This window comes from Leptolyngbya sp. FACHB-711 (genome assembly GCF_014695615.1).
Classification (GTDB): domain Bacteria; phylum Cyanobacteriota; class Cyanobacteriia; order Elainellales; family Elainellaceae; genus Leptolyngbya_A.
In genome coordinates this window covers 1-25362 of record NZ_JACJOR010000333.1, presented here as the reverse complement: position 1 = coordinate 25362, position 25362 = coordinate 1, and the positions used below count along the sequence as shown (strand labels likewise).

The window sequence follows — 25362 nt, the reverse complement described above, 5'->3', positions numbered from 1 at the left end:
TTAAGGAAGCCTCGATCGCATTCAAGCGTTCCTCCAAAGAGGCTGCTAGGGCAGCAGTTGCCTGATTGCGATCGTAAGCTTGCTCCAGTAAGGTTCCAAGTCTGGCAACCAGAATTTCAACGGTATCAGGAGGAGATTCAACAGGAACCTGATCTGCTTTTTCGCCAGAGGGCGATTCTGGCGGCGCGACGGGTGCAGTAGCTTTGGCTTCCAGACTGCGGTTGACAAAATGAACCAGCCAGTTTGCGGCTGTCATAATTGTTTGTTCAACCACAAGCTGCGTCATCGTCGTGGGCGTTGGGTTCGGGCTGAAATCTGCCGACGGTTGAACCTGCTGAGCGGTATTCTTGCTGAAGAATTTTGGTAGCCAACCCATAATGAACACTTACTGGATAACGGTTGATATGGTTAATAGACGAGACAGGCAATTAGCGATCGGATGAACCGGAATCGACCGGAACAAGCCGATACAGCGTTTCAGACTTGGGTGAACTGACATCGCTTCCAGCAGACGAACTCGTTTCCGCATCCGTGTCGCTGGTCACCTGGCTCACTGTGTCGATCGTGTTTTCCACAGCATTCTTCACCGTGTCTCCGACATTTTCACCCACGGTCTGATTCATGGTTGCAGCGGTGTCCTTAACCACGTTCACCGTGTTTTGGACTGTGCCGTTTACATCAGAAGCAGTGGTCTTCACCGCATTAACGGTTTCTTGCACTGTCCCGCTGACTCCATCCGCTGCATTCTTGATGCTGTCTCCGACGTCCTTAACCGTGCCATTGACTCCGGTTGCCACGCTAGAAATAGCATCTCCGACCCCGCGGAGGGTTTCATCAACGCTTGTTGCCGCCTTCTTGACGGCATTTCCGGCTCCTTGCACGGTCTGATTAATGCGATCGACCACGTTCCGGTTTGATAACGCTCCGGCAATTCCGCCCAGCGTTGCCCCAACCAAAACACCGAGTGCAACTTTGCCCAATCCAGACCTTGCTGCTTCAGAAGCCTGATTCAGTTCAGTCTGATTGATGCTTTGGCTTGTTTCCTGATCTATCGCCTGATCCATTGCCTGATCAATCATCTGATCAATGGCCGGATCGATCGCCGGACTAATTCCGTAATCAGTACTGCGCTCTGTGTTTTCCACAGAGTTTTCCACAGCTTCATTAATGCTGACCATTGTATTGTCCTCTGCGTCGCTGATTAACTCACCCGACTATTCGCTGAAATATTCACTGGATTTTGCTGATTCAACATCAGAAAACGGGTTGTCCTGCATCAGAATCTGCGGATTCTCTTCTTGCAAGATAATCAAGTCGGGCAACGAGGATTCTCCCTGAGCAAGAGCCTCTTCCTCGATCGCCTCTAAAATGACTGCCGCAATCATGTCTGCTTCGCCCTGGTCTGCCGACAGCAAATCCGACTGTTGCTCCATGCTGCTGCCTGCAAACTGGGAAGCATTTTCCATCGAGGACTGAGCGGACTGACCGACCGATGCAACCTGATCGGACACTTTTTGGCCTATTGCTCCGGCCGACTGGCTGACCGATGCAACCTGATCGGATACTTTTTGTCCTGCTGCCCCGATCGCTTCAGTAGTCGATTGCACTGCGCTAGAGGCTACGTTCCCAATCTGCTGTGCTCCTTCTACGAGGCCTTGAGTCGTATCCTGGGCATTGCCAACGACCGCATAGCTAATTCCGCCACCGATGCTCTTGGCTGCGTCTCCAACGCCTTTTGCTGCCTGACTCAATCCCGTGCCGATCGTTCCAAACGCGCTCTTGGTTCCTTCAGCAGCACGATTGAACCCTTCAGAAGTTTTCCGGCTAGCTAAAGCGGCTGCAAGCGACCCCAGCGTACCGCCAATCAAGCCGCCCAGCAGAACTCTGCCTAGTGCAGGGTTCATTCCTTTCAAGGGGGACTGAGTTTTAGACGGCTGCTCAGTACTGGTCGGCTGGACGGGAGTCTGAACAGGAGTTTGAATGGGAGTCTGAATGGGAGTCTGAATGGGAGCAGAAGCAGAAGGCAGATGAATATCGGTGGGCTGTTGAATTGGTTGAGTTGATTGAACCGTGCTTGTTGCTTGAGGAGTTTGCTCAAACTGGCTAGAAGACTGTGGGTTACTCATCGGATTTCTCTCCTTAACTTTGCATTAAACTTCGACAATTCGATCGCTAGATAATCTGTTACTGTCGTTACTATCAAACAAATGTCGTTGCTATTAAACGAATGGATGGCACGCGGTAAGTCATTCTCAAAGACATCCTCAAGCTAGAAGCTTGTTTCTCATTACGAGTTTCTAATTGCAATGAGAGTGCAGGCGATGAAAATGCACTTAGAAAATTCCTCTTGAGTTAATTAGGCTAACTAATCGTGAGACTTTGTACGCTTGCCAGGTGCGATTACTTATAACCTAACCATTCAATCCAGAAACTATCCTCTCCAAACGGTATAGATCGCAGAAATTTGAGTTATTCAAAGGTAAGAGTTTTATTTCTCACCGCTTTTTATTGCTGAATTTCTTCGCCTTCTACCGGGTTTGGTGCAGCATGAGGCAGAGCAGGACGATCTTCATCAGGAATTCGGGTCGGGACATCTAATTGTTTTCGCGCCGTTTCTTCCGCCATTTGCCGATCTTTTTCGTCTGTAAACTGACTTTCATCAAGCAAACTATCACTGGTTGCTGCCTGATCTCGCGTTGGCGGCGCACCATTCTTCCATCGATATTTAAAGTCCATCTTGTAGTCCCTTAATCATCAGATAAATGAAATGATGAGCTCACGCTAAGTCACGATCGTTTGACCAGCCTCTATCAAAGGGTGACTCTGGTTAAATTGCTTTGTTCAAAACATGTCTTAACACTTCAAACAAAACTTTAAGCAATGGGCTTCAGAGTCCTGCATCGCTCCCTGAATCTTCCAGAACTGCGGAGCTTGAGTGGATTGGCAGTCTTGCACCATCAGCGATTGAGAGGCTTTGAGGCTTTGAAAGCACACCCTGGAGGGATGAGTTCAATTCGTTTTTGGATCAGGAGCGTTCTTGGTAGCTACTAACAAATGTGTTAACAAACACTGACAAATAACAAATACTGACCAATAAGGAATAATAAGGAATTCGCTAACCCACTTTCGCTAACTCACTAAAGGAGAACATTAAGAAGAAAAAGCAGATTCTTTTATTAATCTTTTATTAACCTTTAATGGTAGTGAAAATCAGTCGTTAAAGGAGCGTTTCAAGCTGATTCCCTAGGAGGACGATCGATGTATCTGCTGGTAGAGCCATTGCTTAAATAAAAACATTAAATTAGAAACATAAAACAAATCATAAAAAACAGGATAAGTTCAATGGGTATGCAAATTGGTACAGAGACAAAAAACAGTTTTCATCTTGATAACTATCAGTGGCACTATCGCGCTCTACTGATCTTTTCTCCGACCGAGCAGGATTCTGATTTTCAAGAGCAAATTATGTTGCTTAGAAGAGAACAAGGCGGATTGCAGGAGCGGGAGTTAAAACTGGTTTATCTTTTTCAGGATGGAGAGAGCCACGCCGACCAAACAGCAATCTCTGAGCCGATCGCCGAGCAGATTCGAATGCAATTTGCCGTGGAGCCAGATGAGTTTGCGGTGATTTTAGTAGGCAAAGATGGAACTCAAAAGCATCGCTATGCAAAGCCAATTTCAGCTAGAGAGCTGTTTGGAGCGGTCGATGCGATGGCAATGCGCCAATACGAGATGCAGCATAAACGGTAATTAATCTGACGTTAAAAAGTCAAAACGTGAACGGCTAGAAGGATCTAGGGCTGAATTGGGCATCCTCAGCGGAGTTCGGTTGGGCAATTCCCTGCATTAATCTGCAATAGAAGAATCTATCGACCTCTTAAGCTAGAGCAGTACGTTTTGATGCTTCAGGTTTTATTTTGTCTGCAACTTATTCAGCTCATCCCAATCTCAATCGGGCGGTTCTTCAGCTTGCGCTGCCAACGATCGCCCAATCTTTTTTTCATACCCTGTTCTATTTAGTCGATCGCGCCATGCTGGGGCACTACAGCACCGATGCGCTGGCGGCTTTTCGATTAACGAGTCCATTGCTCTGGTGCATCAGCGGTTTGCTGTCTGCGTTTTCGATCGGCTCAGTGGCACTAGTTGGGCGAGCGGTGGGGGCAGGCGATCGGACTCTGGCGACGGCAACGGTACGGGCGAGTTTGGTGTTTGCCCTGGGAGTGGGAATTGCAGCAAGTGGGGTGAGCTGGCTGGGGCTAGACAGGATGCTTGCCCTGTTTCCGGGTGTCACGCTAGAGGTTTATGACGCTGCCAATCACTTTCTGAAGATCATTCTCTTTGCTCTGCCATTTGATCTGCTGGCAACTACGGCTGCCGCAATGCTGCAAGCTGCCGGAAATAGCCGTACGCCGTTTGTTGTGGCGGGCATTGCCAATTTGGTGAATTTGAGCATTGATTATTTGCTGATTTACGGTCGCGGCGGATTTCCTGAGCTGGGCGTGGCTGGAGCGGCGATCGGCAGTGCAATTGCGATGATTTTCAACGCCGGATGGCTGCTGTGGGTGCTGAGTCGGCAGCAGGGGGTACTGAGCTTTGTTGATCAGGGTAAAGCGTTGGTCTGGAGTGCGGCGGAGCGATTGGCTTTGAGTCGGGTGATGCGGGTGGCGTTTCCGACGTTGGGGGAGCGAGTGTGCCGCAGCATTGGTTATCTGGGATTCACAGCGATTATCAGCAGCCTGGGCAGTACCGCAATGGCAACCCATGAGGCACTGCTAGGACTGGAGGCAATTTGCTTTTTGTCGGCGGACGGGTTTGGCATTGCAGTAGCAGCGATCGTGGCTCAGCGATTGGGAGCCGGAAAACCAGAGGAAGCGATGCGCGGCGTTTTTGCCGGAATGACGATGGCGATCGCGCTATTGGGCTGCTTTGCGCTGCTGTTTCTCGCAGTTCCCGGCGGTTTGCTGAGGATTTTCACCCAGGATGATCAAATTCTTGCGATCGGAATCCCTTGCCTGGCGATTGCTGCGCTAGCACAGCCGTTTATGGCAACTAGTTTGGTGCTAGAGCAAGCCTTGAGAGGCGCAGGAGCCACCCGCAGCGCATTTGTAATTGCAACGCTGGGCTGGTTTGTGATTCGGCTGATTGCCACTTCCAGCTTTGTCTGGGTTTTAGGCTGGGGTCTGGCGGGAGTCTGGCTAGGCTCAACCTGTGATTGGCTAATTCGGGCGTTTTTGCTGCTGGTGGTGCTGCGGCGCGGAACGTGGCAAAAGGCGATCGTCTAGTATCGTCAGCTCTGCAAGAATTTGATAAATCCACGCCAGAATTAAACATTTTTGCCCTGGCTAAATTTTCTATACTAAATGCATCATGAATTGCATCGAAATTCATTCCGAGACAATTCAGCATGATTCGTTCTTCTCGATGGGATCAGCACACAGCCGATGCTTTCTTCTGGCGCGTATATTCTCTCAAACCCATTCCCGACCGCTTAGCGTAATTATCGTTCGATCATTGAGGGTTTGGCTCTAAGCCTGAACTCGAAAAAGTTTGTCTGCTGAGTCTGCTGATCGAGTGAGTCAATGCAGTAGGTCAATCCGGTGCTCAATGTACATTAAGGAGAAAACGAAGGAGAGGACGGGAATATGGCGCTGAATCAGTATTACACCATGGGACGATCAGGGTTGCGGGTGAGCCGCCTGGCACTGGGAACAATGACCTTTGGAACGGAATGGGGCTGGGGAGCAGATCAGGCAACCGCGCAGCAGCTATTTAATACGTTTGTGGATGTAGGCGGAAACTTAATTGACACGGCGGATTTATACACGGGCGGAACGAGTGAGACGTGGCTGGGTCAATTTGTTGCAGAACGAAACTTACGCGATCGAGTAATCATCGCCACCAAGTTTTCCTATAATGCGGAACCCGGAAATCCGAATGCGGGGGGAAATGGACGCAAGAATATTTTGAGAGCGGTTGAAGGATCGCTGAAGCGATTAGGCACAGACTATATTGATCTCTACATTCTGCACACCTGGGATTGTGTGACTCCTGCCGAAGAAGTCATGCGAACCCTGGATGATCTGGTGCGATCGGGCAAGGTGCGTCATGTAGGTTTAAGCGATGTTCCTGCCTGGTACGCAGCGCGGGCACAAACCCTGGCAGAGTGGCGCGGCTATGAGCCAATTTCGACGCTTCAGCTTGAGTATTCGCTGGTCGAGCGCAACATCGAGCGGGAGTTTATTTCCCTGGGGGCAGAACTAGGCATGGGCGTGATGGTGTGGAGTCCTCTGGCAAGCGGTTTGCTCAGCGGCAAATATAAGCCGAGTGACGGCGGATCGATCGGCGAAGGGCGTTTAGAAACGGTGAAAGGCGTTCAGAATCCGGCGTTTCAAAAGTTGAACGATCGCAACTGGAAAATTGTGGCAGAACTGGAGCAGGTTGCAAAGGAATTGGGGCGCAGCATGGCGCAGGTAGCGGTTAATTGGGCTGCTTCTCGTCCAGGGGTTAGCTCGGTGATTGTCGGCGCAACGAAGCTATCTCAGCTTGAAGACAATCTGCGATCGTTAGAGTTTGAAATTCCGACGGAGCAATTGCAGCGATTAGAAGCCGTCAGCTGTCCTGAGCTTCAGTTTCCCTACAGTTTCTTTGGCTCCGAGATCCAGGGCATGATTCATGGCGGCGCAACGGTAGGACAAAAACCGACAGGCTATTATCCGAATGTTTTATTTGAATCGGGCGGTGCAGGGGTGTCCTGAGAACGAGTCGTTGACTGAAATCAATGATCGATCGCCTCACGTCATCCTTTCGCAATTTTGACATTCTGCGCGATTTTGACATTTTGATAGGGGCAGTTGGTTCACAATTTCGATCCGTTTCAATTGGCTCCTGCTTCAGGAAGAGAAATACGATCGCCTGGGTAGAACTTCAACAAAATATCTAACTGCAACATCTAACTGGAGTTGGGTGAACAAAACCAAAATTATCTAGAAAATCAGATTGTTTGCAGAATTAAAAACTCAAATCTCTTGTCGCTGAAAGACAGGACAAAGTGCTGTGTCTTTTGAAGTGGCTTGAATGGTAAATCAAATTATTTCTTCGTGGAGAAATTAGCATGGTATCCAAACTGGATGATACAAAGCGGCAGTTAATTGGTGAACGCTTAGCCGATTTGCTTACTTTTCAAAAACTCATTCTTTCAAATGACCAAAAGTTAATCGACATTTGCCCCTACGAAGATATTCGCGATCGTTTGCAAAATATGCTCGAAGACGATCAAAAGAATCTGGGCATTATCGAAACGGTAATTGTTCAGTACGGCATTCAAGCAGAGCCGAGTCCTGCCACCCACATCTTTGTCAAGAATTTTGAGCAAATGATGGAGGGCGATGATTTCACCTTCTACCAAAAGCTAATTCACCACGAGTTGATGAAGCATGGTCAAGCTATGAGCGGCATTAATATTCACAAAGCGGCTCAGAAAGTAGGAGCAGACATTGAGGTGGCGATCGGTCCCCTGAATACCGTTAACTTTGAAGGTCGGGCACACCAGGAGCAGCTCAAAGGAATGCTCGAACAGGCAGGCGTGCGTGAAATGACCGGCATGGATGCCGATCAGGGAATTTGGGCACGAGTTCAGGATGCGGTTGCGGCATTGTCGGGCGTTGCGGGTAGCGTCATTACCCAAAACACCGATAAGCAGGACATGAATATCCAAACCCTGATTCGGCTAGACCACAACAAAGTGAATACCATCTTCACTGAAATTGGCGCAACCAAAGATCCTCAGAAGCTGCAAGAATACTTCGGTCAGCTTTATAAAGACATCCTGGTACATGCGCAAGCCGAAGAGGAAGTGGTCTATCCTGCCATTCGATCGTTTTATGGCGATGAGAATACTCAGGAACTCTACGACGAACAGGCTGAATGGCGACCGATGCTGGAGGAAATCAAGGCGATGGATCCTGCTGCAAATGCCGACCTGTTCCGCTCGAAGATCAAAGACCTGATGACTCATCTGGGCGACCACATTCGTCAGGAAGAAAGCACCATGTTTGCGGCGATCGACAAAAATTGCAGCGACGCGCAAAAAGAGCAAATGGCAAGCCAATTCAAAGAAGTGAAGCGCAAACTTCAGCAGGACATGATGGCTTCGGTGTAATCTTGCTGTTTAGTTTAATTACTTAATCGACAGGCTTCACTGTTGATTACTTCTGCTTTGCAGGTTGGGTGCGTTATTTGCGTTGTTGCGGTAGCGCACCTCAATTATTGAACAGCGGCAAACTCACCAGCAGCAGAATGAACTGACCCGCCAAAGCGAAAATCAGGGCTAAGGTTACTGATTTCTCAAGGACGGTTTATCGAGCCGCCCTTAAAATTGAACTGCTAGCCCAAATCTTTGCCGTCGCCCCTAATCTTGATCTAGCAGGAAATTCTGGATAAACAAAATCGTCGAATAAAACTGAAAATCGATGTTTTGTTTTTTCGAGAAACCGTGTCCTTCGTCTTTTGCCACCAGATACCAGACTGGAACGTGACGCTGTTTTAGCGTGGTAACAATCTGTTCGGCTTCATTGAGCGGCACACGCGGGTCGTTTGCCCCATGAATTACAAACATAGGTTTCTGGATTTTGTCTGCGTTGTTCACTGGAGAGATTTGCAGCAGAAACTTTCGCATTTCTGGATCGCGTTCATCGCCATATTCTACGCGGCGTAAATCGCGACGATAGCCTTCTGTTTTTTCGAGGAAGGTAACAAAGTTAGAAATGCCGACAATATCGATCGACGCTCGAATTCGATCGCCATAGTGCGTTGCGACTGCCAGGGACATATAGCCGCCGTAGCTGCCCCCGGTAACGAGAATGCGATCGGCATCCAGATCGGGTTGGGTTCTAATCCAGTCAAGCAGTGCGCCAATATCTTGGACAGAATCCTCGCGCAGATAGCCGTTATCCAGTTTCAGAAAAGTTTTGCCATAGCCAGAGGAGCCGCGCACGTTGGGATAAAGTAACGCCACGCCCAATTCATTGAGATAGTAATTGCTCCGTCCCAGGAAAATGGGGCGAAACTGTCCTTCGGGTCCACCATGGATGTTGATCATCACCGGGCGTTTGCCGGGAAAGTGAGCGGGAGGACGATAAAGAAACCCAGAGATGGGGCGATCGTCAAAGCTTTGCCACTGCACTAACTCAGGCTCAGAAAAGCTGCTGGTGTTCAGCCCGCCCGTTTCGCTTTCGGTCCAGCGATCGATCTGTCCAGTCGTGACATCCAGCGAATACACATCCGCGTTCGATTGAGCAGAGATAAGCGTAAAGCCCAGATCGCGGTTGTTTTTGTGCCACTGTAAGCCAAATACTTGACCGATCGGCAGAGCAGGTAATGGGATTTCCCGTTGGGTTGTTGTATCAAATAAATGGAGGACGCTAATTCCATTTTCGTTCGCCGTGAATGCGAGCAAGCGTCCATCATGGGATAAGCGAATTTGTTCAATATCCCATTCAATTGAGTTTGTTAAAAACGTATAGTCCTGCGTCTCCAGATCGAGATACGCTAATCGCAGAAACTCTGAATCTCGATCGCATACCACATATAAACCGTTGCGCTGTTTATCAAACACAACCGCCTGATAAGCCACGGGTTCGCCGCCTTTAGGCGTGAGCAGCCTTTTCTCCCCGGTCTGGGCATCCACTAGCCACAGATAGGTTTCGGTGATCGAAATATATTCAATAACGGCAATGTGGCGATCGTCTTCTGACCAAGCAGCCGGAAACCAGCCTCCCCCTTCTACCGTCATCAGCAATCGCTCCTGTTCTGGCTGAAGCGGATCGATCACGTATAGATCGGTATCTTGCTGGGTGCGACGAGTCGAGGTGTACACCATTTGCGTTCCCGACTTTGACCAGATACCGCGACTGTTTTTTGAGGTTCCGTCGGTTAATAGCGTCACCTGCCCAGTTGCCAAATCGTAGCGATAGTTTTGGCTGAATTCGTTCCCGCCAATGTCTTTGCTAAAAACAAAATATTCGCCCTGCGTTGGCTGATAAGTCGCTCCGCTGACCGGTTCCGGGAAAAAGGTCAACTGCTTGCGGCTGCCCAAAGGAAACTGAACCTGATGCACCTGTGCCGTTTGCCCAAACCGAGTGGAAATTAGCATCGATCGCTCAACCGGATGCCAGCTTGAAAGACTTGCTGATCGAAACTCGGTGTAGCGATTAACGCTTTCGACGATCGATTGAGGAATAGCAGGAATGCCATCGAGAATCAGATTATCGTTAGGTTTAAGTTCAGTTTGGGAAAGAACAGGCATAGAAAACGGTGAATTGTTTGATGTAGATTATTTTAACTTCAGAAAAAATGTCTGGAGAAATGCTTAAGGAAATGAAAACGAAATTAGGCTTTTATTGAGTCTAAACCGCTTAAATCTGGTAGGTTTTCAGATATGCGGTAATCAGAGCCTTGGTTTCAGCCACCATAGCTGATCGCTGCTGAGAATCGCAGGTCATTGCCAGCCAGAGCAGTTCATTCGCTGCTTTAAAGACGATCGTGGCAATCATTTCGCACTGAGTACTCTCTAATTGAGGATTGCGTTGAGACAAAAAATTAGTTAGTCCCATCAACACAAGTTGGTCATATTCATTCATTGCGCTGGCAGCGGTTACGGTCATTTGATTGAGTAACGCTCTCAGTACAGCGCGATAGCCAGGACGCTCATCCGCAAACTGCTCAAACGCATCAATGATGCGATCGACATAGGTACTAATTTCCACTTCTGCCAGTTCGGTATGAAGCTGCAAAAACATTCGATATTCCTGCTCAAAATACCGATCAGCCAGTGCTCGCACGATCGCCGCTTTATCTGGAAAGAACTGGTACAGTGATCCGATCGGCACTTCGGCACGGCTGGCGATCGCCCGTGTGGTGGTTTGTTCATACCCTAATTCGATAAACACTTCCTCTGCGGCATCTAGAATCTGATGCACCCGTTCCTGGCTGCGGCTTTGCTTAGGCTGTCGTCGCATTGTGGAGGCTTTTAGGCGATCGTTTGCCATTTTGTGGACTCCTTTTCTTGACAAAACATGAGCAACGTTCGTATTTTAAAAACATGAACTTTGTTCGTATTTTATCCTGTTTTTCCTGGAGATTGCGCAATGCACCCGATTCATCGACTTGCTCATCATTTGCCTGCCCTCCCTTCTGGAACTAGCTTTCAGCCTGTCGTTCAAACAATGCGAGGAATCAAAGCATTCGTCACCCTTTTGTTTGATGAAAGCGGCAACCTGGAACCCGTGTGGGAACTGAGCAACAGCCTGCTGAATAGCCCAGCGTTTCAACTGTCGATCGCCGCCCTAAAAACAACGCCCGAAGCTGCTGCGATTCTGTCAGAACGATATGTGGCTCCACCGCACGATCTGGACGAACTCTTGCAGTACCCCCAAAACTCCCTCGGCTACGTTTATGCCTGCCACATGAAACAGTTAGGATTTCAACCCTTTGAGCCTGTTATACCGATCGATTCGGACACCCACTACGTCGAATATCGCTGGCAAAAAACGCACGACATCTGGCACATTATTACCGGGTTTGATACGAGCGAAATGGGCGAAATCGGTTTGCAGGCTTTTTATTTGGCGCAGTTTCAGCTTCCACTCTCTAGTCTGCTCGTTGCGAATGCGCTAATTGCCACAACGATACTCCAGCCAGAGTGCCTGAATCCGCTGCTGGGAGCGATTGCTCAGGGATATCAAATGGGAAAAGTGGCGAAACCTTTGATTGCCCAAAAATGGGAAACCGCCTGGGATAAGCCTGTGGATCAGTGGCGCGAAGAACTGAATGTGCAGCCCGTTCGCCCTTAACCATGTCCTGTAAGCTTTTCTGGCAGATTGTTCGCCGCACTTATCCCTGGCTGCCACTCCTGATCACCCTCTGCCGTGCAGCTTGCTCAAGGGGGAACGATCGCCTGCGTGCCGAGATTCGATTCTGGAAACTCTACAGCCAGATTAATTTTGCAAACCTTTTAGCGATCGCGATCGACCTGACTCAACCCGAATTTTGGGTGTAAATTCAAAATTAAAGGGATGGAGGATTTGTCACACCCAATTTATCCAGGGTTTCTTCGAGTTTGATAATAAACTGCACATCCGCAGCCGGGAGCGCGTGACTTTCACTGCCAAACTGGACGGGTTGAGCAGAGGGCTTGAGAATTGAAAACGCCTGCCGAAACTGCTGCGGGGTTGCCGGAAAGGGCGCGTCAAAATGACAAGAGATAATGCGTTCAAACTGCCAGCGAGACACCCGCTCTGCCCAATCGAGCACGGTTTGCGGCGACTGATCCAGAATCAGCGTTTGCAGAATGGGTGCAACAAAAGGACGACCGTTTCCCCGGAGCGCATCAAACGATCGCTTCCAGTCTTCTTTCCAATCAAACGGAAACAGTCCTAGGTAGCCTTTGAGAGATCGATCGGAGGCTTTAAAGGCATCGCGGATCGCCTGACCCAGACCCAGCGTTTTTAGCGTATCGGGCTGAAAGTAGACGGCAAACAGAGCAATTCTCTGCCAGCCTTTGCGGCGGTTTGCTTCAGTGTCGATAAACGGGTCGGTGGCTCGATTGCGGGCATGAAACAGGAGCGGATAAGGGTCATCTTGAACGATCGCCGGAGGTTCTTCGGGCACAGACAGCACGGTATCGGTAACGAGCAGTGTCCTAGATGCTTTGTGAAAGCAAGCCACTTCTTCAAAGCAGCCGCGCCCTAGGTCAATATGCAGCAACTCATAGTCAAACTCATCGCCAAAGGGAGCCAGATGACTTTCGGCAGGCAAAACGTGAGTTCGAGCCCGTGGAAACCCTAGCCAGCTTAAGGGCAAATTAAACGGAAAGCTCCACTGATGCGGCGGCACAAACACCTGCGCCTGGGGAAAGTGACGGGCAAAGGGCGGCACAAACACCTTATGCTCTAGCCCTGACGAAGTGGTGAGGAGAATATAGCGCACGGCTCCGTGTTCTGCTTCTAGTTCGCGCACCAGGCGAATGCACTCGCGGGTGGGGGCGATCGGTGAATACACGAGCAGTCCACCGGATTCCAAGCGCACGATTGTCATGCGAACCGGAACGATTGTATAAAGAATGCCCTGCAACTGGTCAAAAGTCCAGATCGTATTTGTGACGACCTCTCGCCGCAAGGTACGCCGCTTGTGATAGGGGTAAACTGGAACTAGAAACCAGTACAGCCAGGAATGCTCCCGGTTCTCGCCAGATTGCAGGGTAAGAGAAGAATTGTCTGAAGGATATGCCATGAGATTGCTCCTTCGCTACCGTCTTAGCCGTCTTAATTGCCGTCTTAATTTAGTATATCGAGCTGCGAAAAAGCAGATGCCTTCTTGCTCATCAGCATCTCTCTTTTGTAGAACTTACAGCCTCAAAACTTACGACCTTTGAGGGGGAACTTCTCTTTCCCAATGTTGAGGAACGTTGCAGAAACAGTCTATAAACTATTACAAATCCAGTAGGTGAATCGATCGGCCTGAAAAAGCAAATGATTAAACCCGATTAATCAGATATAGGATTAATCAGATACAAATAGAGATATAGATCGAAGTATTCTGCGAATGCAGACAAAAGCATTCTGCATAACGATTTACTCGTTAGTTTGATCCTCATTCTTTGACATTTTCACAAATATTTACCAGTCATTCAGCCATGACCGAGCAGCCTGACTCAATACTGACCGAGGAACAAGCGACTCTTCGGGAAACAGTAAAGCAACCGCCCTCATTGACTAAATCTCCCAATTCTGAAGCGTTGCACAAATCTGGACGCTTTGACTGGGTGCGGGGCATTGCCGGAGGAGTAGTCGATCGTGGTAAAGGCGTAGCTCGCTCGGCGGTGGCTGTGGGTGGAGCGGCAACTCAGCGGGCAGTTGGCTGGATGGGAGGGGTCACCGAGGGAGCTGGACAGGTTCTCAACCTTTTGGGTCGTTTGCCTTTGCTGCGAAATCCGTTTGTGCGGCGATTGGCAGGGGTGCTCAAGCTGGACTGGCTCATGGGCATGAGCGATCGGGTTGACACCAGCAAAGCGACTGCAACGGTGAAAGAGATGCAGCAGAAGCATCCCAACGAATCGCCCGGTCAGATTGCTCATCGATTAATGGTGAGAAAAGCAATGCAGGCAGGGAGTTCTGGCTTTGTCACCAGCCTTTTGCCTGGATTTGCCACCGCACTGCTCGCACTCGATCTGGCGGCAACCACTGCCCTTCAGACGGAACTAGTGTACGAAATTGCAGCTGCTTACGGTTTAGACTTAAACGACCCGGAGCGCAAAGGCGAAGTGCTGGGCATTTTTGGGCTGGCATTGGGCGGCGGTAACGCCCTGAAGGCAGGACTAGGCTTTTTGCGAAATGTGCCGTTTGCGGGTGCAATGATTGGAGCAAGTACAAACGCGACGGTTCTATATTCGGTAGGATATGCAGCAAGCCGATTTTATGGAGCAAAACTGCAAGCCACAGCCGATGAACCTAGCACTGAAACGCTACAGCAAATTCAGCAGCAGAGCGAGGAGTATCTCAATCGGGCAATCGTCCAGCAAGCGATCATGGATCAAATTACCGTTCACATGATTCTGGCAAGCTATCCCGACAAAACTTGGGAAGATATCTTCCCGGAACTCCAGCGATTGCAGATTGAATCGAATTCGCTGAAAACGATCGCCGCCAATATTCAATCTCCACAGCCGCTCGATCAGCTTCTAGAGCAGCTTGATTGCGATTTTGCCGTTTCTGTTCTGGCACAGTGTCGGCGACTAGCGGAAAACAATGGTACGGTTTCTCAGCAAGAGGCAGCAATTTTGCAGCAAATTGAGCAGAAGTGCTCTTCTAATATCAGTCTCTAGCAGCATTGCTAGCAATCAGCTCCCCAGGCTGGACGGCAAACTCGGTTGATTCGGCTCCGCGACGACCAATCACTTTGGCAGGGACACCTACAGCGATCGAATAAGGGGGAATGCTCTTCGTGACAACTGCCCCGGCACCGATCACGCTGCCTTTGCCAATGGTGACGCCATCCAGCACCCGCACCCCTGTACCAAGCCAGCAATCATCCTCGATCACAATGCCTTTGCATGTTGCACCTTGAGAACAAATTAAAGCATTGGGATCTGAAAAAATGTGGTTATTTGCATAAGCACTAGCGTGCGAAGCAATCATGCAATACTTCCCAATCTTGATGTCCCCAGGACCTGCCGCACAAAAGTAGGGACCGATGTACGTCATCTCCCCAATTTCAATACACCCGCCCAACGCTTGAAGATGGGCACCTTGATCAAGTCTCGATCGCGAGCGTAAAATAATGCGGCTCTTGGAATTTCCCCAACAGTTTAAATGGCTGTTGCTCTCGACTGCTGATTTCTTCTCGAAAAAAATTCCTTTTGCACCTGCTAGTTGCACCCCAGTTCCAATATTTACTCCCTCTTCAATTTGTCCTAAAAGGGAACGATAAACTAATCGACGAATCTTGTTTCCCAAGGTTAGCGGAACAGCACCAAAAATAGCAGTTAACAGCGCAGTTTTCCGCTGATTCCACACCACATCCCTGGGAAACTGAGCATCAAAAATCATATGATTTATCCTGAATCATTGCAGCAGCGTAGTAAATTAGACAGTGAATTAGATAGTTAAGAGCAAATGCAAAGGGACTTGAAACGGTAGTCGTTCAATTCAATACGCGACTGCTCTTGTTGCTGTAGGGGTCGAATAAAAAACTTGAAGTCTGGAGCGAATTTGCCGTAATACTCTGCTGCTGCTTCAGCCTTTGATAAATCTTGGTAAATTAATGCTCCTGCGGGAGAACTGCAAGTCGTTAGCCATCCTCGCCAAATTCCCTGAACCCAAGCCTGTCGATCGGTTTGAATCACGTACATCTTTTCCTCCACAATTCTCTTTATACGGTTGGAATAGGCTCTAATCTTAGAGTGACAAAAGACAATGAAATCGAAATGAAATCGAGCAATAAAATAGGATTTCAATCAACGAAATATTTCTTTACTGAAACCACTACGACTTCCTTCGTTAACACGATGTTGATACGATCGCAACTGAAATCTATCGGATGATTCCCGCTCACGCTCACCTGGTGACTAAGCCACTAATGGAATGAAGTAAAAGCTCGATCGAACAAAGTAAAAGTTCAGCAATAAACCTGCTTCTATTCAATCAAGTTGCCCTATCTAAAGCTGCTGCTTAGGGACATCTCAACTCTACTTGCTGCCCTTTTTGGAATCATCAAACTTAGGTTGAATAAAAGCTGAACGAGTTAAACGCTCCCTGCTCGATTCTTCACCACGCAATTAGACTCTAGAGGGGAAAGCGCACCCGCCCATCTCCACCGAGAATTGCTTCTATCCTGCGGTAGAAATTTTTGAACTCGATCGCACGAATTATCATCGCTACAGCAAATACCTGAATCAGGCAAAAAAGCAACCGCGAATTTTCTCTCGAATTTTCCTGAAGCAGCCAAATTTCTTTGTGAAAGAAGAACTATGAGAATCGGTTTTCCCTGTTTGTGACTGCACCGTGAAGGAGTTTAAGGAGTTTGGCGAGATGAGTCAGTTGTGTCTACTTGCAGCCAGTTTGGTTGCTCAAGGTCAATCTCCCGGCTGGCAGTTAGCCCTGCCTCCCACTTCTTTAGATTCTCCCCAATCGGATGCTTCCAGTTATGCTGAATTTTGCCGAACCCAGGGGAAAATTACGCTTCAAACTACAATGACGCAGGTCGAGCGCGCACCTTCTGGGGTCAGGCTGGTTTCGCAGCGACCTGAGTTTAGCCCGGCTTCACCTGTCGTTGGCATCGCGTCAAGTGTTAGCACCAGCATCCGCCCCAGTTCTGGAAGCCAGCTTTTCCACCAGCGAATTGCGGCTCTGCAGGTGGGTCGTCTGTATCCTCGCTTTCCGGTGAACAGCTTTCAGAGGGCTTGGCAAAACGCGGTGCGACAGCCAACCTATGAAGAATGGATCAGGCTGCTGCGGCAAGAGGCTCAGGTAATGACACGCAGTCAGGGTTCCAATCGGCTGACGATTTTGTTTGGCGATTCCCTGTTTCTTTGGTTTCCAACCGATCGTCTGCCTAGCGATCGCTTCTGGCTAAACCAGGGCATTTCGGGAGACACCACAGCGGGAATGCTGCGCCGGATCTCCAGCTTTAATCAAACCCGTCCTGACCGAATTTATGTAATGGCAGGTATTAACGATCTGCGACGCGGGGCAAGCGATCAAACTGTGTTGAGTAATTTAAGACTTATGATCGAACGCCTACGGCAAGCTCATCCTAATGCGGGAATCGTAGTTTATTCGATTCTGCCGACCCGTCTGCCTGCCCTGCCCAGCGATCGAATTCGGCGGATTAATGCCAGCCTTGCCGCAATCAGCCGTCAGGAAGGCGCAAGCTTCTATGATCTGCAAACCCACTTTGCCGGAACAGATGGTATCCTGCGCCGCGAACTCACCACCGATGGGCTACATCTTAGCCGCCGAGGATATGAGGTCTGGCAGTTGGCAATGAGTATGCTGCGCTGAACATTTTGTTCTCAAAGCCGCCCCCAGTTTTCCAGTTCTCCAGTTCCAAGATAAATTTGCCGTCTGGGTTTAAGCGTCTTTATGCGAATCGGTAATCTTAACGTATCCTATCAAAACTAGGAAAATTGAACGGCTCAGCGTGTAACGCATTAATCAAGGCAGCTTGATAGCGTAAAGTTGAAGTTTTAGAAAAGGATACCTGTTAGAGCATAAGCTTCAATGAAGAGTGCCATTGATGGCGGAGAATTGGGCTATCTTGGTTGGAAATAAAGTCAGCTACATTGCGATGTCCGATCGATTATTGTTTATGCTGTTTGAAATTAATAGAGCTGTTTCTGATGTCTATAGTGGTTGGATTGTCTGGAATTCATTCCTGGCGTTTATTCCGCTTGTTCTGAGCTTTGTTTTATTCAAGCGGCAAAGCCGGGTGCGTCCGGTGTGGTGGTGGGTGCTGCTTGCGGTGTTTATTGCGTTCCTGCCAAACGCCCCTTATATGCTGACTGATATCATTCATCTGATTCGGGGCACTCGTGCAGGGCTTTCCGGCTGGGTAATTGCGCTGGTACTCATTCCGCTTCACGTTGGCGCAATGCTGGCAGGGTTTGAGGCATACGTGATTTCGCTGCTCAATCTGGGACGCTATCTTAAACGCCAGGGAGCAAGGCAGTGGGTACTAAGGACAGAACTGCTGGTACATCTCCTCTCAGCAGTCGGCGTTTATATGGGTCGATTTCGTCGGTTTAATAGCTGGGATCTGGCAGTCAGCCCAACCGATGTGGTGAGATCGACGCTGAATGATTTGACCTCCAAACAACCGATCGCCGTCATCCTGGTCACGTTTGTTGTGCTGACCATCTTCTACTGGGTGATGAAGCAGATCACCCTGGGCCTCTATCTACGGATTCGCTATGCCCGTGATGGCAAAGATGTCTTGATTTAAAGTTGTTTTGTGGTAACTGCGCTCAAGCAGGGTCTAGCCGTTGCCGATCGCAATCAGTTCGGTTTCCGATTCGGGTTCCACCTCCCAACTGGATAAGCTTGCTAGCCGATCGATCGCTTGATCGATAAGCGTCAATCCCTGCTCCAGCGTTTCCATCACTGCTAGCTTGCCGCGCAAATCTGCCGCATCGGGAAAGCCTTTGGCGTACCAGGTCATGTGTTTCCGTGCCTGACGAATACCGCGATCGCCCTTGTATTCCCACAGCATTTGCAGATGATCTCTGGCGCACTGAAGCCGCTCGATCGGAGTCGGAGGCTGACGCAGTTCCCCAGTTTTAAGGAAATAATCCACTTCGCCCACTAGAAAAGGATAGCCCAGCGTTCCACGCGAACACATTACTCCATCTGCACCCGTCATTTCCAGACAGCGAATTGCCGCTTCCACGGAAAAAATGTCTCCGTTGGCAATCACCGGAATAGACAGCGCCCCTTTCACTTTCGCGATCCATTCCCAGCGCGCCGAACCGTTGTAGCCCTGAGCGCGAGTCCGACCATGCAGCGTCAGCATTTGTGCGCCTGCGTCCTGCATTCGCTGAGCAAACTCCACAGCATTAATTTCGCTTTCGCTCCAGCCGATCCGCGTTTTGACGGTTACAGGGACGTTGACTGCTTTGACGACCGATCGCACAATCTCCCCTGCCAACTCTGGCTGCCGCAGTAGCGAAGACCCGCCCCCGTTTTTGGTGATTTTGTTCACCGGACAGCCCATGTTGATATCGACAGTATCCGCTCCCTCATCGACCGCTTTTTGCGCTGCTTCTGCCAGAAAATCCGGGCGACAGTCAAAAAGCTGAATGCTGATCGGTCGCTCCTCTGGATCAATTTCCATAATCTTTGGCAACTGCTTGACGTAGTGCAGTCCCGTCGCGTTTACCATTTCGGTGTACATCATCGAATCCGGCGCATAGCGACGCACCAGCCGCCGAAATACTAGATCGGTCACACCCGAAAGGGGCGATTGCAGTACCCGACTCTTCACCTCGAAGCTGCCAATCTTGAGCGGAGTGGAAAGCCTTGCTTGAAGACTGGGAGAGAGCGTGAGCATGGTTCTAGGAGAATTGGGTCTTTCTGATTGTATCGCTGGGAGGGTGGATGGGTGGGCTACTTGGGTTCCCAGCAATCGTTAGGGTCTCGATTTCAGAAAGTGCAATTGGCTTGTGCCGCCCGATCTAGGCCTGATCTAGGACTGTGAGCGGCATCACTTCCCACACCCCTAATTCAAATCAAAGGAATTAATCTCCATGGCATCCCCCGATTCTTCGGGTAAAATCCGCAAGCGAATCGTTCGTGAAAAGGTACTCTCCGGGTCACCCAGGCTGATTTCTAGGACTTCACTCGTGAGGGAACTCAGGTGATTGAGGAGCGATCGAAGCTGGGGCGTGCTGGAGCCGCTATCGAGGTAGACTCGTTCAGCCAGGGTGTTCAGTCGTTTCCAGGTGGTATAGAGTTTGGCGATCGTTTGTTCGAGCTGGGCAGCGTGGTTGACTAAATCGGCAGTGCTGTTGAGGCATCCGATTCGCAGAGCTTCTTCCAGCGCGGTTTCCAGATCAAGGGAGTTCTGGTTGAGTGCCTGCACCTGAACAGCTGCACTGAGATATTTTGCCAGATAGCGGGCTTCGGAGGTGACTTGCTTCACCGTGTCCACGTCTGGATTTTCGGCAATTTCGCTTTTAAGAACGGTTTGATGCGCTTCGGGCAGCTTTTCCATTTCCTTCACAAGTGGAGCCAGATAGCGGGTAGGCAGGGAATGATCTGCCGCTTTTTCCTTCACCGTTTCGGGCAGCAGATCGGAGGTGATTGCCGTCCATTCGTCAGAGAGCTGGCGCACTTCTCGGCGGGTAATTCGATCGCCTTTACGAGCGGCATCGCTGACCATTTGCTGCACTTCGGGAGCCGCCTGAGCAGTTTCTAAAAACGCCCGTTTGCTGAACTGGTTCACGTCTTCTGGTTCCAGCATTCCTTCTTCTAGCAGCGTGTCAGCACTGTTTGCTAGCTCGATCAGGGAATACGCCTGAGTCTTGCTAATATCGCGCTCCTTCAGCCAGTAAAGGAAACCTGCGCCCCGACCATCGCCGCTGCGTTTTTCCCGATTGCGTACCGCTCGCAAAATTCGCCCCCGCCAGATCTCCGTTTGCAGGTCAAACCGATCGCACACTAACCAGGCGGCATCAATCTGCTTCTGAAACTCAGCTTCCGAAACGCGATCGTCCTCTGGATCGGGAAGCTGAAAGTTGAGATCGAGTCCATCAATTGCTTCGGGCAAACGCGAATGGACTGGAGAAAAGGTCGGCTCGTCGGTCGAGTCAAACGAAGGAAGTACTTGAACCATAAATTAAGTCGATCGCAGCCGAAGTATTATGACACACCTCGGCGGACGGTCAAGTAGTTAGATCTCTATATCTAGCGTTAGAAAATTTAATTTTGCTCGATGGACGGTAAGGATAGTTAACCTCCTTTTAGCCAATCCCCAGCCAGATGAAAACCTGACGCAGCACCAGCACCGAAACGGTCAGGCAGGCGATAAAAATCAGCAGGAGCCCCAGCAACAGCAGCAGGGCAAACCCCCGATTTTGTGATCGACGACCGGGCGGCACGATCTGAAGGTGGTCTTCGAGCAGGCGGATATTGCGAACGTTCGATTTCCAGGTCGCGTCAAAGAAATCGCCCACCAGGGGAACCGTGCCTACTAACGTTTCCAACACAATATTTGAAACCATCTGGGTCAGAACTGCCTTAGAAGCCCCCAGACGTGCCGCTTCCATCACAATATAGGCAGACAGCAGCAGCCCCGCCGTATCGCCTCCACCCGGAACTAGCCCAATAATCGGATCAAGCCCAATGCGATATTTCGTGCCGGGAATGCCGATCGCACTATCGAGCAGATGGCTCAATTGTCGGAGACGCTGTAAACGATTGGCAAAGGAGGCAGACGCAAGAGGAGGCATGGCAGGCAGCTAGCATAAGACCAGAAAAAGAATACTGAATTCTTTAGCATTTGCGCGACTGCTATAGGGCAGATTTTAGCGTAGGAAGATGGTATTGCTAATAATTTTGAGAAATGGTTTGAGCAGGGTTTAACCCCATCATTCGCTTGAGCAATCTTTTTCGTCTCTAGTTTAATGAAGCGTGTGAGCAGTGGTGCAATATCCCCTGCTAAGTCCAATTCGGGTGCTCAATCGGCAATGTCAAACAAACTAAATTCATCTTGATTGCATCTTGATTGCATAAATTCTCCACCAGGGTTTCTGGGACTCCTTTTGAGTCAATTTGTTCTGACCCAACCTGAATTTAATAGTGTTCACAGCCTAATTGCTTCACACGAACGCAGTGCAGTAGCGATCCAGCAAACCGAGTCATAAATAGATTTGGAAAAATGTTGTGCAAAGGCTAAACCTCGTACAAGATATTAAGATTTACGACAAACTTTGGAGATTCCCTGACTCCCAGCCGCTCTACCATGCCAATTAACCCTTAAGCCCTGAGAATAGGAGATACAGGGTTTGGATGCCCCCGTTCTGGCTCTGCTGAATCCTGTGTACTGTGAAGGGGGTTCATATTGTGGTTTTACAAGCTTCTCAGGGAACCGATAATCGCTACGAGTCTCTAACTCAGACGATCGCTCGGCAACTACTTTCGGCAACCCGTGAAAATCGATCGATCTTTGCCCAGCTCCGCGATCAAATGCGCTGGGACGACAAGCTGCTGGGCTGGGCGATGGAGAATCCTGGCTTGCGGGTACAGCTCTTTCGCTTTATTGACTGCTTGCCTGCATTGCGGAGTAAGGCAGAAATTGCGCGTCACATGCAGGAATATCTCGGCCAGGAAAACGTCGAACTGCCTGCTGCGCTGAAGGGAATGCTGGGCTTTGCTGCCCCCGATTCGCTTCCCGGACAAATGGCGGCAACGACGGTATCCACTGCGGTAGAAACGCTGGCGCACAAATATATTGCTGGCGAAACGATCAAGCAGGTGATTAAGACGATCGAACAGTTGCGGAAAGAAAAGATGACCTTTACGGTCGATCTTCTAGGCGAAGCGGTAATCACCGAAGCCGAGGCACAGTCTTATCTCGATCGCTATCTGGACTTGATGGAGCAGCTCACCGAAGCCTCAAAACGCTGGTCTACTGTGGAGCAGATCGATCGCGCTGATGGGGAAGAATTGCCCAAAGTGCAGGTGTCCGTGAAGCTGACCGCATTTTATTCTCAGTTTGATCCGCTGGACGAAAAAGGCAGTCAGGCAAAAGTGACGGAACGGGTGAGAACCCTGCTGCGCCGCGCCGGAGAACTGGGGGCGTCGGTTCACTTCGATATGGAGCAGTATCAGTATAAAGACATCACGATCGCCATTTTGAAGCAGCTTTTGATGGAGCCAGAATTCCGCGATCGCTCTAATATCGGCGTGACGCTTCAGGCCTATTTGCGCGATACCGAGGCAGATTTGCGCGGTTGGGTCGAATGGGCAAAACAGCGCGGTAACCCGATCTCGATTCGTCTGGTGAAAGGCGCGTACTGGGATCAGGAAACGATCAAGGCAAACCAGCACGAATGGGACGTTCCTGTGTTCTCGCACAAAATTTCGACCGACGCTAATTTTGAAAAGCTAACGCGCATTCTGCTGGAGAGTCACGAATATCTGAATGCGGCGATCGGCTCTCATAACGTGCGGTCCCAGGCTTATGCAATGGCGATTGCCCGCGAGCTGAACATTCCTCGCAAGCGGGTCGAACTACAAGTGCTGTACGGCATGGCAGACAAGCTAGGGAAAGCTTTAGTAGATCAGGGTTTTCGGGTGCGGGTTTACTGTCCCTACGGCGAACTGATTCCCGGCATGGCGTATCTTATCCGTCGTCTGCTAGAAAATACTGCAAATACGTCATTTCTGCGGCAAAACCTGGAAGAACGTCCGGTTGAAGAACTGCTGGCGCCCCCAATATTGGTTGAGGAAAATGGAGCAGCGATTCAAAACGGCAAGTTTCACAATGCCCCCGATACGGACTATGCAATCGTCGCAAAACGTGATCAGGCACTCGATGCGGTTCAATCAGTACGGCAGCAGTTAGGCAAGAGTTATTTACCGTTGGTGAATGGCGATCGCGTCAACACCCTGGAAAGCTTTAACTCGCTCAATCCCTCGAACCCCGACGAAATCGTTGGACAGGTGGGACTCGCCAGCACTGAGCAGGCAGAGCAAGCAATCCAGGCAGCCAAAGCCGCATTCCCGGCATGGAAGAAAACCCCGGCAAGGCAACGCGCCAACATCCTGCGGAAAGCAGCCGATCTGATGGAGCAGCGACGGGCAGAACTCGCAGGCTGGATGGTGCTAGAAACCGGAAAGCCCCTAGGTCAGGCAGATCCAGAGATTTCGGAGGCGATCGACTTCTGCCGCTTCTACTCAGATGAAATGGAACGACTCGATCGGGGCGTCAATTATGACGTGGTGGGCGAAACGAACCGCTATCACTACCAGCCGCGTGGCATTTCGCTGATCATTTCCCCCTGGAACTTCCCCCTCGCGATTCCGACCGGAATGACTGTGGCTTCCCTGGTAGCGGGTAACTGCACGATCCTGAAGCCTGCGGAAGTGTCGTCGGTGATTGCGGCAAAACTAGCGGATATTCTCGTCGAGGCGGGAATGCCCAAAGGTGTGTTTCAATACCTGCCCTGCAAGGGTTCGACCGTGGGTTCCTACATGGTGAAGCATCCTGACGTTCACATGATCACCTTCACCGGATCGCAGGAAGTCGGCTGTCGCATTTACCGGGAAGCGGCAGAGCTTCAGCCGGGACAAAAACATCTGAAGCGCGTCATTGCCGAGATGGGCGGCAAAAATGCCGTCATCGTAGACGAAAGTGCCGATCTGGATCAGGCAGTGGCAGGCGTGGTTTATTCTGCCTTTGGCTACAGCGGTCAGAAATGCTCTGCCTGTTCGCGAGTAATTGTGCTAGAGCCAATCTACGAAACCTTTGTGAATCGTCTGATCGAAGCTACGCGATCGCTCAATGTGGGCGTAGCCGAATCTCCCAGCACGCAAGTCGGACCCGTGATTGATGCCTCGGCACAAAAACGCATCCGCGAATACATCGAGCAAGGCAAACAGGAAGCCACTCTCGCGCTTGAGCTGCCCTCCCCTGAATCGGGCTACTTTGTCGGACCCGTTATCTTTACAGACGTTTCGCCCACCGGGACGATCGCTCAGGAAGAAATCTTCGGTCCCGTTCTGGCTGTGATGAAGGCGCAAAATTTCGATCAGGCGATCGAGATTGCAAATGGCACAAACTTTGCGCTCACGGGCGGCTTATACTCCCGCACCCCGTCCCACATCGCCAAAGCCGAAGCCGATTTCGAGGTAGGCAACCTCTATATCAACCGCCACATCACAGGCGCGATCGTTGCCCGTCAACCCTTCGGTGGCTTCAAACTCTCTGGCGTTGGCTCCAAGGCAGGCGGACCCGATTACCTGCTGCAATTCCTCGAACCCCGCCACATCAGCGAAAACATCCAGCGGCAGGGATTTGCCCCGATCGAAGGTGCAGAACAATAGATTTGTTGATGGTTGAGTGAATGGTTAAGTGAATGGTTAAGTGAGGCGGTCGCTCTTTTTCTGTGGAGAAGGGGCGATCATCTTACTATAAAGATTAAGTATTACTTAAATAAGTAATCATTCTTGAATAGAAAGGTGTACCGGGCAGGTGTGTTGAAATCTTTTCGTAATACCAATACTTCATGTTGTTTTTCAATTTTGATTGCTACCTACGCTCTAAACACTGATATAACTTAAGAAGCTATATAAGAAGTATCTAGCCTAT

The 25362-nt window shown here is 49.9% G+C and carries 22 protein-coding genes; 10 read left to right on the top strand and 12 right to left on the bottom strand.

Features of this window, described 5'->3' with window-relative positions; all coding sequences use genetic code 11:
- The 4 genes from H6F80_RS13685 to H6F80_RS13670 form a co-directional block, all read right to left on the bottom strand.
- A partial coding sequence (locus H6F80_RS13685) for a hypothetical protein (protein ID WP_190792093.1) occupies window positions 1–376 on the bottom strand: 376 nt, incomplete at its 3' end.
- Between the two features lie 52 nt (window positions 377–428).
- Window positions 429–1178, bottom strand: coding sequence for a hypothetical protein (locus H6F80_RS13680; RefSeq protein ID WP_190792092.1), 750 nt, complete (start codon window positions 1176–1178; stop codon window positions 429–431).
- A gap of 36 nt (window positions 1179–1214) precedes the next feature.
- Window positions 1215–2126: a hypothetical protein gene (locus H6F80_RS13675; RefSeq protein WP_190792091.1), complete on the bottom strand. Its 912-nt coding sequence runs from the start codon at window positions 2124–2126 to the stop codon at window positions 1215–1217.
- A gap of 379 nt (window positions 2127–2505) precedes the next feature.
- Window positions 2506–2736: a bromodomain-containing protein gene (locus H6F80_RS13670; protein ID WP_190792090.1), complete on the bottom strand. Its 231-nt coding sequence runs from the start codon at window positions 2734–2736 to the stop codon at window positions 2506–2508.
- Between the two features lie 606 nt (window positions 2737–3342).
- Here H6F80_RS13670 and H6F80_RS13665 point away from each other — a divergent pair.
- From H6F80_RS13665 to H6F80_RS13650, 4 genes are all read left to right on the top strand, one after another.
- Window positions 3343–3750 carry a DUF4174 domain-containing protein gene (locus H6F80_RS13665; RefSeq protein WP_190792089.1) on the top strand — a complete coding sequence of 136 codons (408 nt, stop codon included), beginning with the start codon at window positions 3343–3345 and terminating at the stop codon, window positions 3748–3750.
- A gap of 167 nt (window positions 3751–3917) precedes the next feature.
- A complete protein-coding gene (locus H6F80_RS13660) occupies window positions 3918–5282 on the top strand; it encodes an MATE family efflux transporter (protein WP_190792088.1) in 1365 nt (454 codons plus the stop codon).
- 360 nt (window positions 5283–5642) lie between these two features.
- Complete coding sequence (locus tag H6F80_RS13655; protein ID WP_190792087.1) at window positions 5643–6755, top strand: aldo/keto reductase; 1113 nt, start codon at window positions 5643–5645, stop codon at window positions 6753–6755.
- 356 nt (window positions 6756–7111) lie between these two features.
- The gene (locus H6F80_RS13650; RefSeq protein WP_190792086.1) at window positions 7112–8158 is read left to right on the top strand and encodes a hemerythrin domain-containing protein; all 1047 of its coding nucleotides are present in this window, start codon (window positions 7112–7114) and stop codon (window positions 8156–8158) included.
- A 249-nt stretch (window positions 8159–8407) separates the two neighbouring features.
- Here H6F80_RS13650 and H6F80_RS13645 read toward each other — a convergent pair whose 3' ends face one another.
- The gene (locus H6F80_RS13645) at window positions 8408–10303 is read right to left on the bottom strand and encodes a S9 family peptidase (protein ID WP_190792085.1); all 1896 of its coding nucleotides are present in this window, start codon (window positions 10301–10303) and stop codon (window positions 8408–8410) included.
- 109 nt (window positions 10304–10412) lie between these two features.
- Window positions 10413–11045, bottom strand: coding sequence for a TetR/AcrR family transcriptional regulator (locus tag H6F80_RS13640; protein WP_190792084.1), 633 nt, complete (start codon window positions 11043–11045; stop codon window positions 10413–10415).
- 99 nt (window positions 11046–11144) lie between these two features.
- On the opposite strand from H6F80_RS13640, the gene H6F80_RS13635 reads away from it, so the two are divergent.
- Both H6F80_RS13635 and H6F80_RS13630 read left to right on the top strand, forming a co-directional pair.
- A complete protein-coding gene (locus H6F80_RS13635; RefSeq protein ID WP_190792083.1) occupies window positions 11145–11849 on the top strand; it encodes a Coq4 family protein in 705 nt (234 codons plus the stop codon).
- A gap of 2 nt (window positions 11850–11851) precedes the next feature.
- Window positions 11852–12055, top strand: coding sequence for a hypothetical protein (locus H6F80_RS13630; RefSeq protein ID WP_190792082.1), 204 nt, complete (start codon window positions 11852–11854; stop codon window positions 12053–12055).
- 8 nt (window positions 12056–12063) lie between these two features.
- Here H6F80_RS13630 and H6F80_RS13625 read toward each other — a convergent pair whose 3' ends face one another.
- Window positions 12064–13287, bottom strand: coding sequence for a DUF4336 domain-containing protein (locus H6F80_RS13625; protein WP_190792081.1), 1224 nt, complete (start codon window positions 13285–13287; stop codon window positions 12064–12066).
- Window positions 13288–13690: 403 nt separating this feature from the next.
- On the opposite strand from H6F80_RS13625, the gene H6F80_RS13620 reads away from it, so the two are divergent.
- A complete protein-coding gene (locus H6F80_RS13620; protein WP_190792080.1) occupies window positions 13691–14878 on the top strand; it encodes an EcsC family protein in 1188 nt (395 codons plus the stop codon).
- Here the strand turns inward: H6F80_RS13620 and H6F80_RS30380 are convergent.
- Complete coding sequence (locus H6F80_RS30380) at window positions 14868–15257, bottom strand: acyltransferase (RefSeq protein WP_277879143.1); 390 nt, start codon at window positions 15255–15257, stop codon at window positions 14868–14870. The genes H6F80_RS13620 and H6F80_RS30380 overlap by 11 nt on opposite strands.
- Before the next feature lie 401 nt (window positions 15258–15658).
- Window positions 15659–15904, bottom strand: a complete 246-nt coding sequence (locus H6F80_RS13610) for a hypothetical protein (RefSeq protein WP_190792078.1) — start codon at window positions 15902–15904, stop codon at window positions 15659–15661.
- 679 nt (window positions 15905–16583) lie between these two features.
- Here H6F80_RS13610 and H6F80_RS13605 point away from each other — a divergent pair.
- Window positions 16584–17555 (top strand): GDSL-type esterase/lipase family protein, encoded by a 972-nt coding sequence (locus H6F80_RS13605; RefSeq protein WP_190792077.1) that lies wholly within the window; start codon window positions 16584–16586, stop codon window positions 17553–17555.
- A 235-nt stretch (window positions 17556–17790) separates the two neighbouring features.
- The gene (locus tag H6F80_RS13600; protein WP_242067342.1) at window positions 17791–18495 is read left to right on the top strand and encodes a DUF1361 domain-containing protein; all 705 of its coding nucleotides are present in this window, start codon (window positions 17791–17793) and stop codon (window positions 18493–18495) included.
- 33 nt (window positions 18496–18528) lie between these two features.
- Here the strand turns inward: H6F80_RS13600 and dusB are convergent, their stop codons facing one another.
- From dusB to H6F80_RS13585, 3 genes are all read right to left on the bottom strand, one after another.
- Window positions 18529–19599, bottom strand: coding sequence for a tRNA dihydrouridine synthase DusB (dusB, locus tag H6F80_RS13595; RefSeq protein WP_190792076.1), 1071 nt, complete (start codon window positions 19597–19599; stop codon window positions 18529–18531).
- Window positions 19600–19767: 168 nt separating this feature from the next.
- On the bottom strand, window positions 19768–20883 hold the full coding sequence (locus tag H6F80_RS13590; RefSeq protein ID WP_242067341.1) for a hypothetical protein: 1116 nt from the start codon (window positions 20881–20883) through the stop codon (window positions 19768–19770).
- A 127-nt stretch (window positions 20884–21010) separates the two neighbouring features.
- The gene (locus H6F80_RS13585) at window positions 21011–21499 is read right to left on the bottom strand and encodes a DUF4112 domain-containing protein (protein ID WP_190792075.1); all 489 of its coding nucleotides are present in this window, start codon (window positions 21497–21499) and stop codon (window positions 21011–21013) included.
- A gap of 613 nt (window positions 21500–22112) precedes the next feature.
- On the opposite strand from H6F80_RS13585, the gene pruA reads away from it, so the two are divergent.
- A complete protein-coding gene (gene pruA / locus H6F80_RS13580; protein WP_190792074.1) occupies window positions 22113–25097 on the top strand; it encodes an L-glutamate gamma-semialdehyde dehydrogenase in 2985 nt (994 codons plus the stop codon).
- The last annotated feature ends 265 nt before the right edge of the window (window positions 25098–25362 follow it).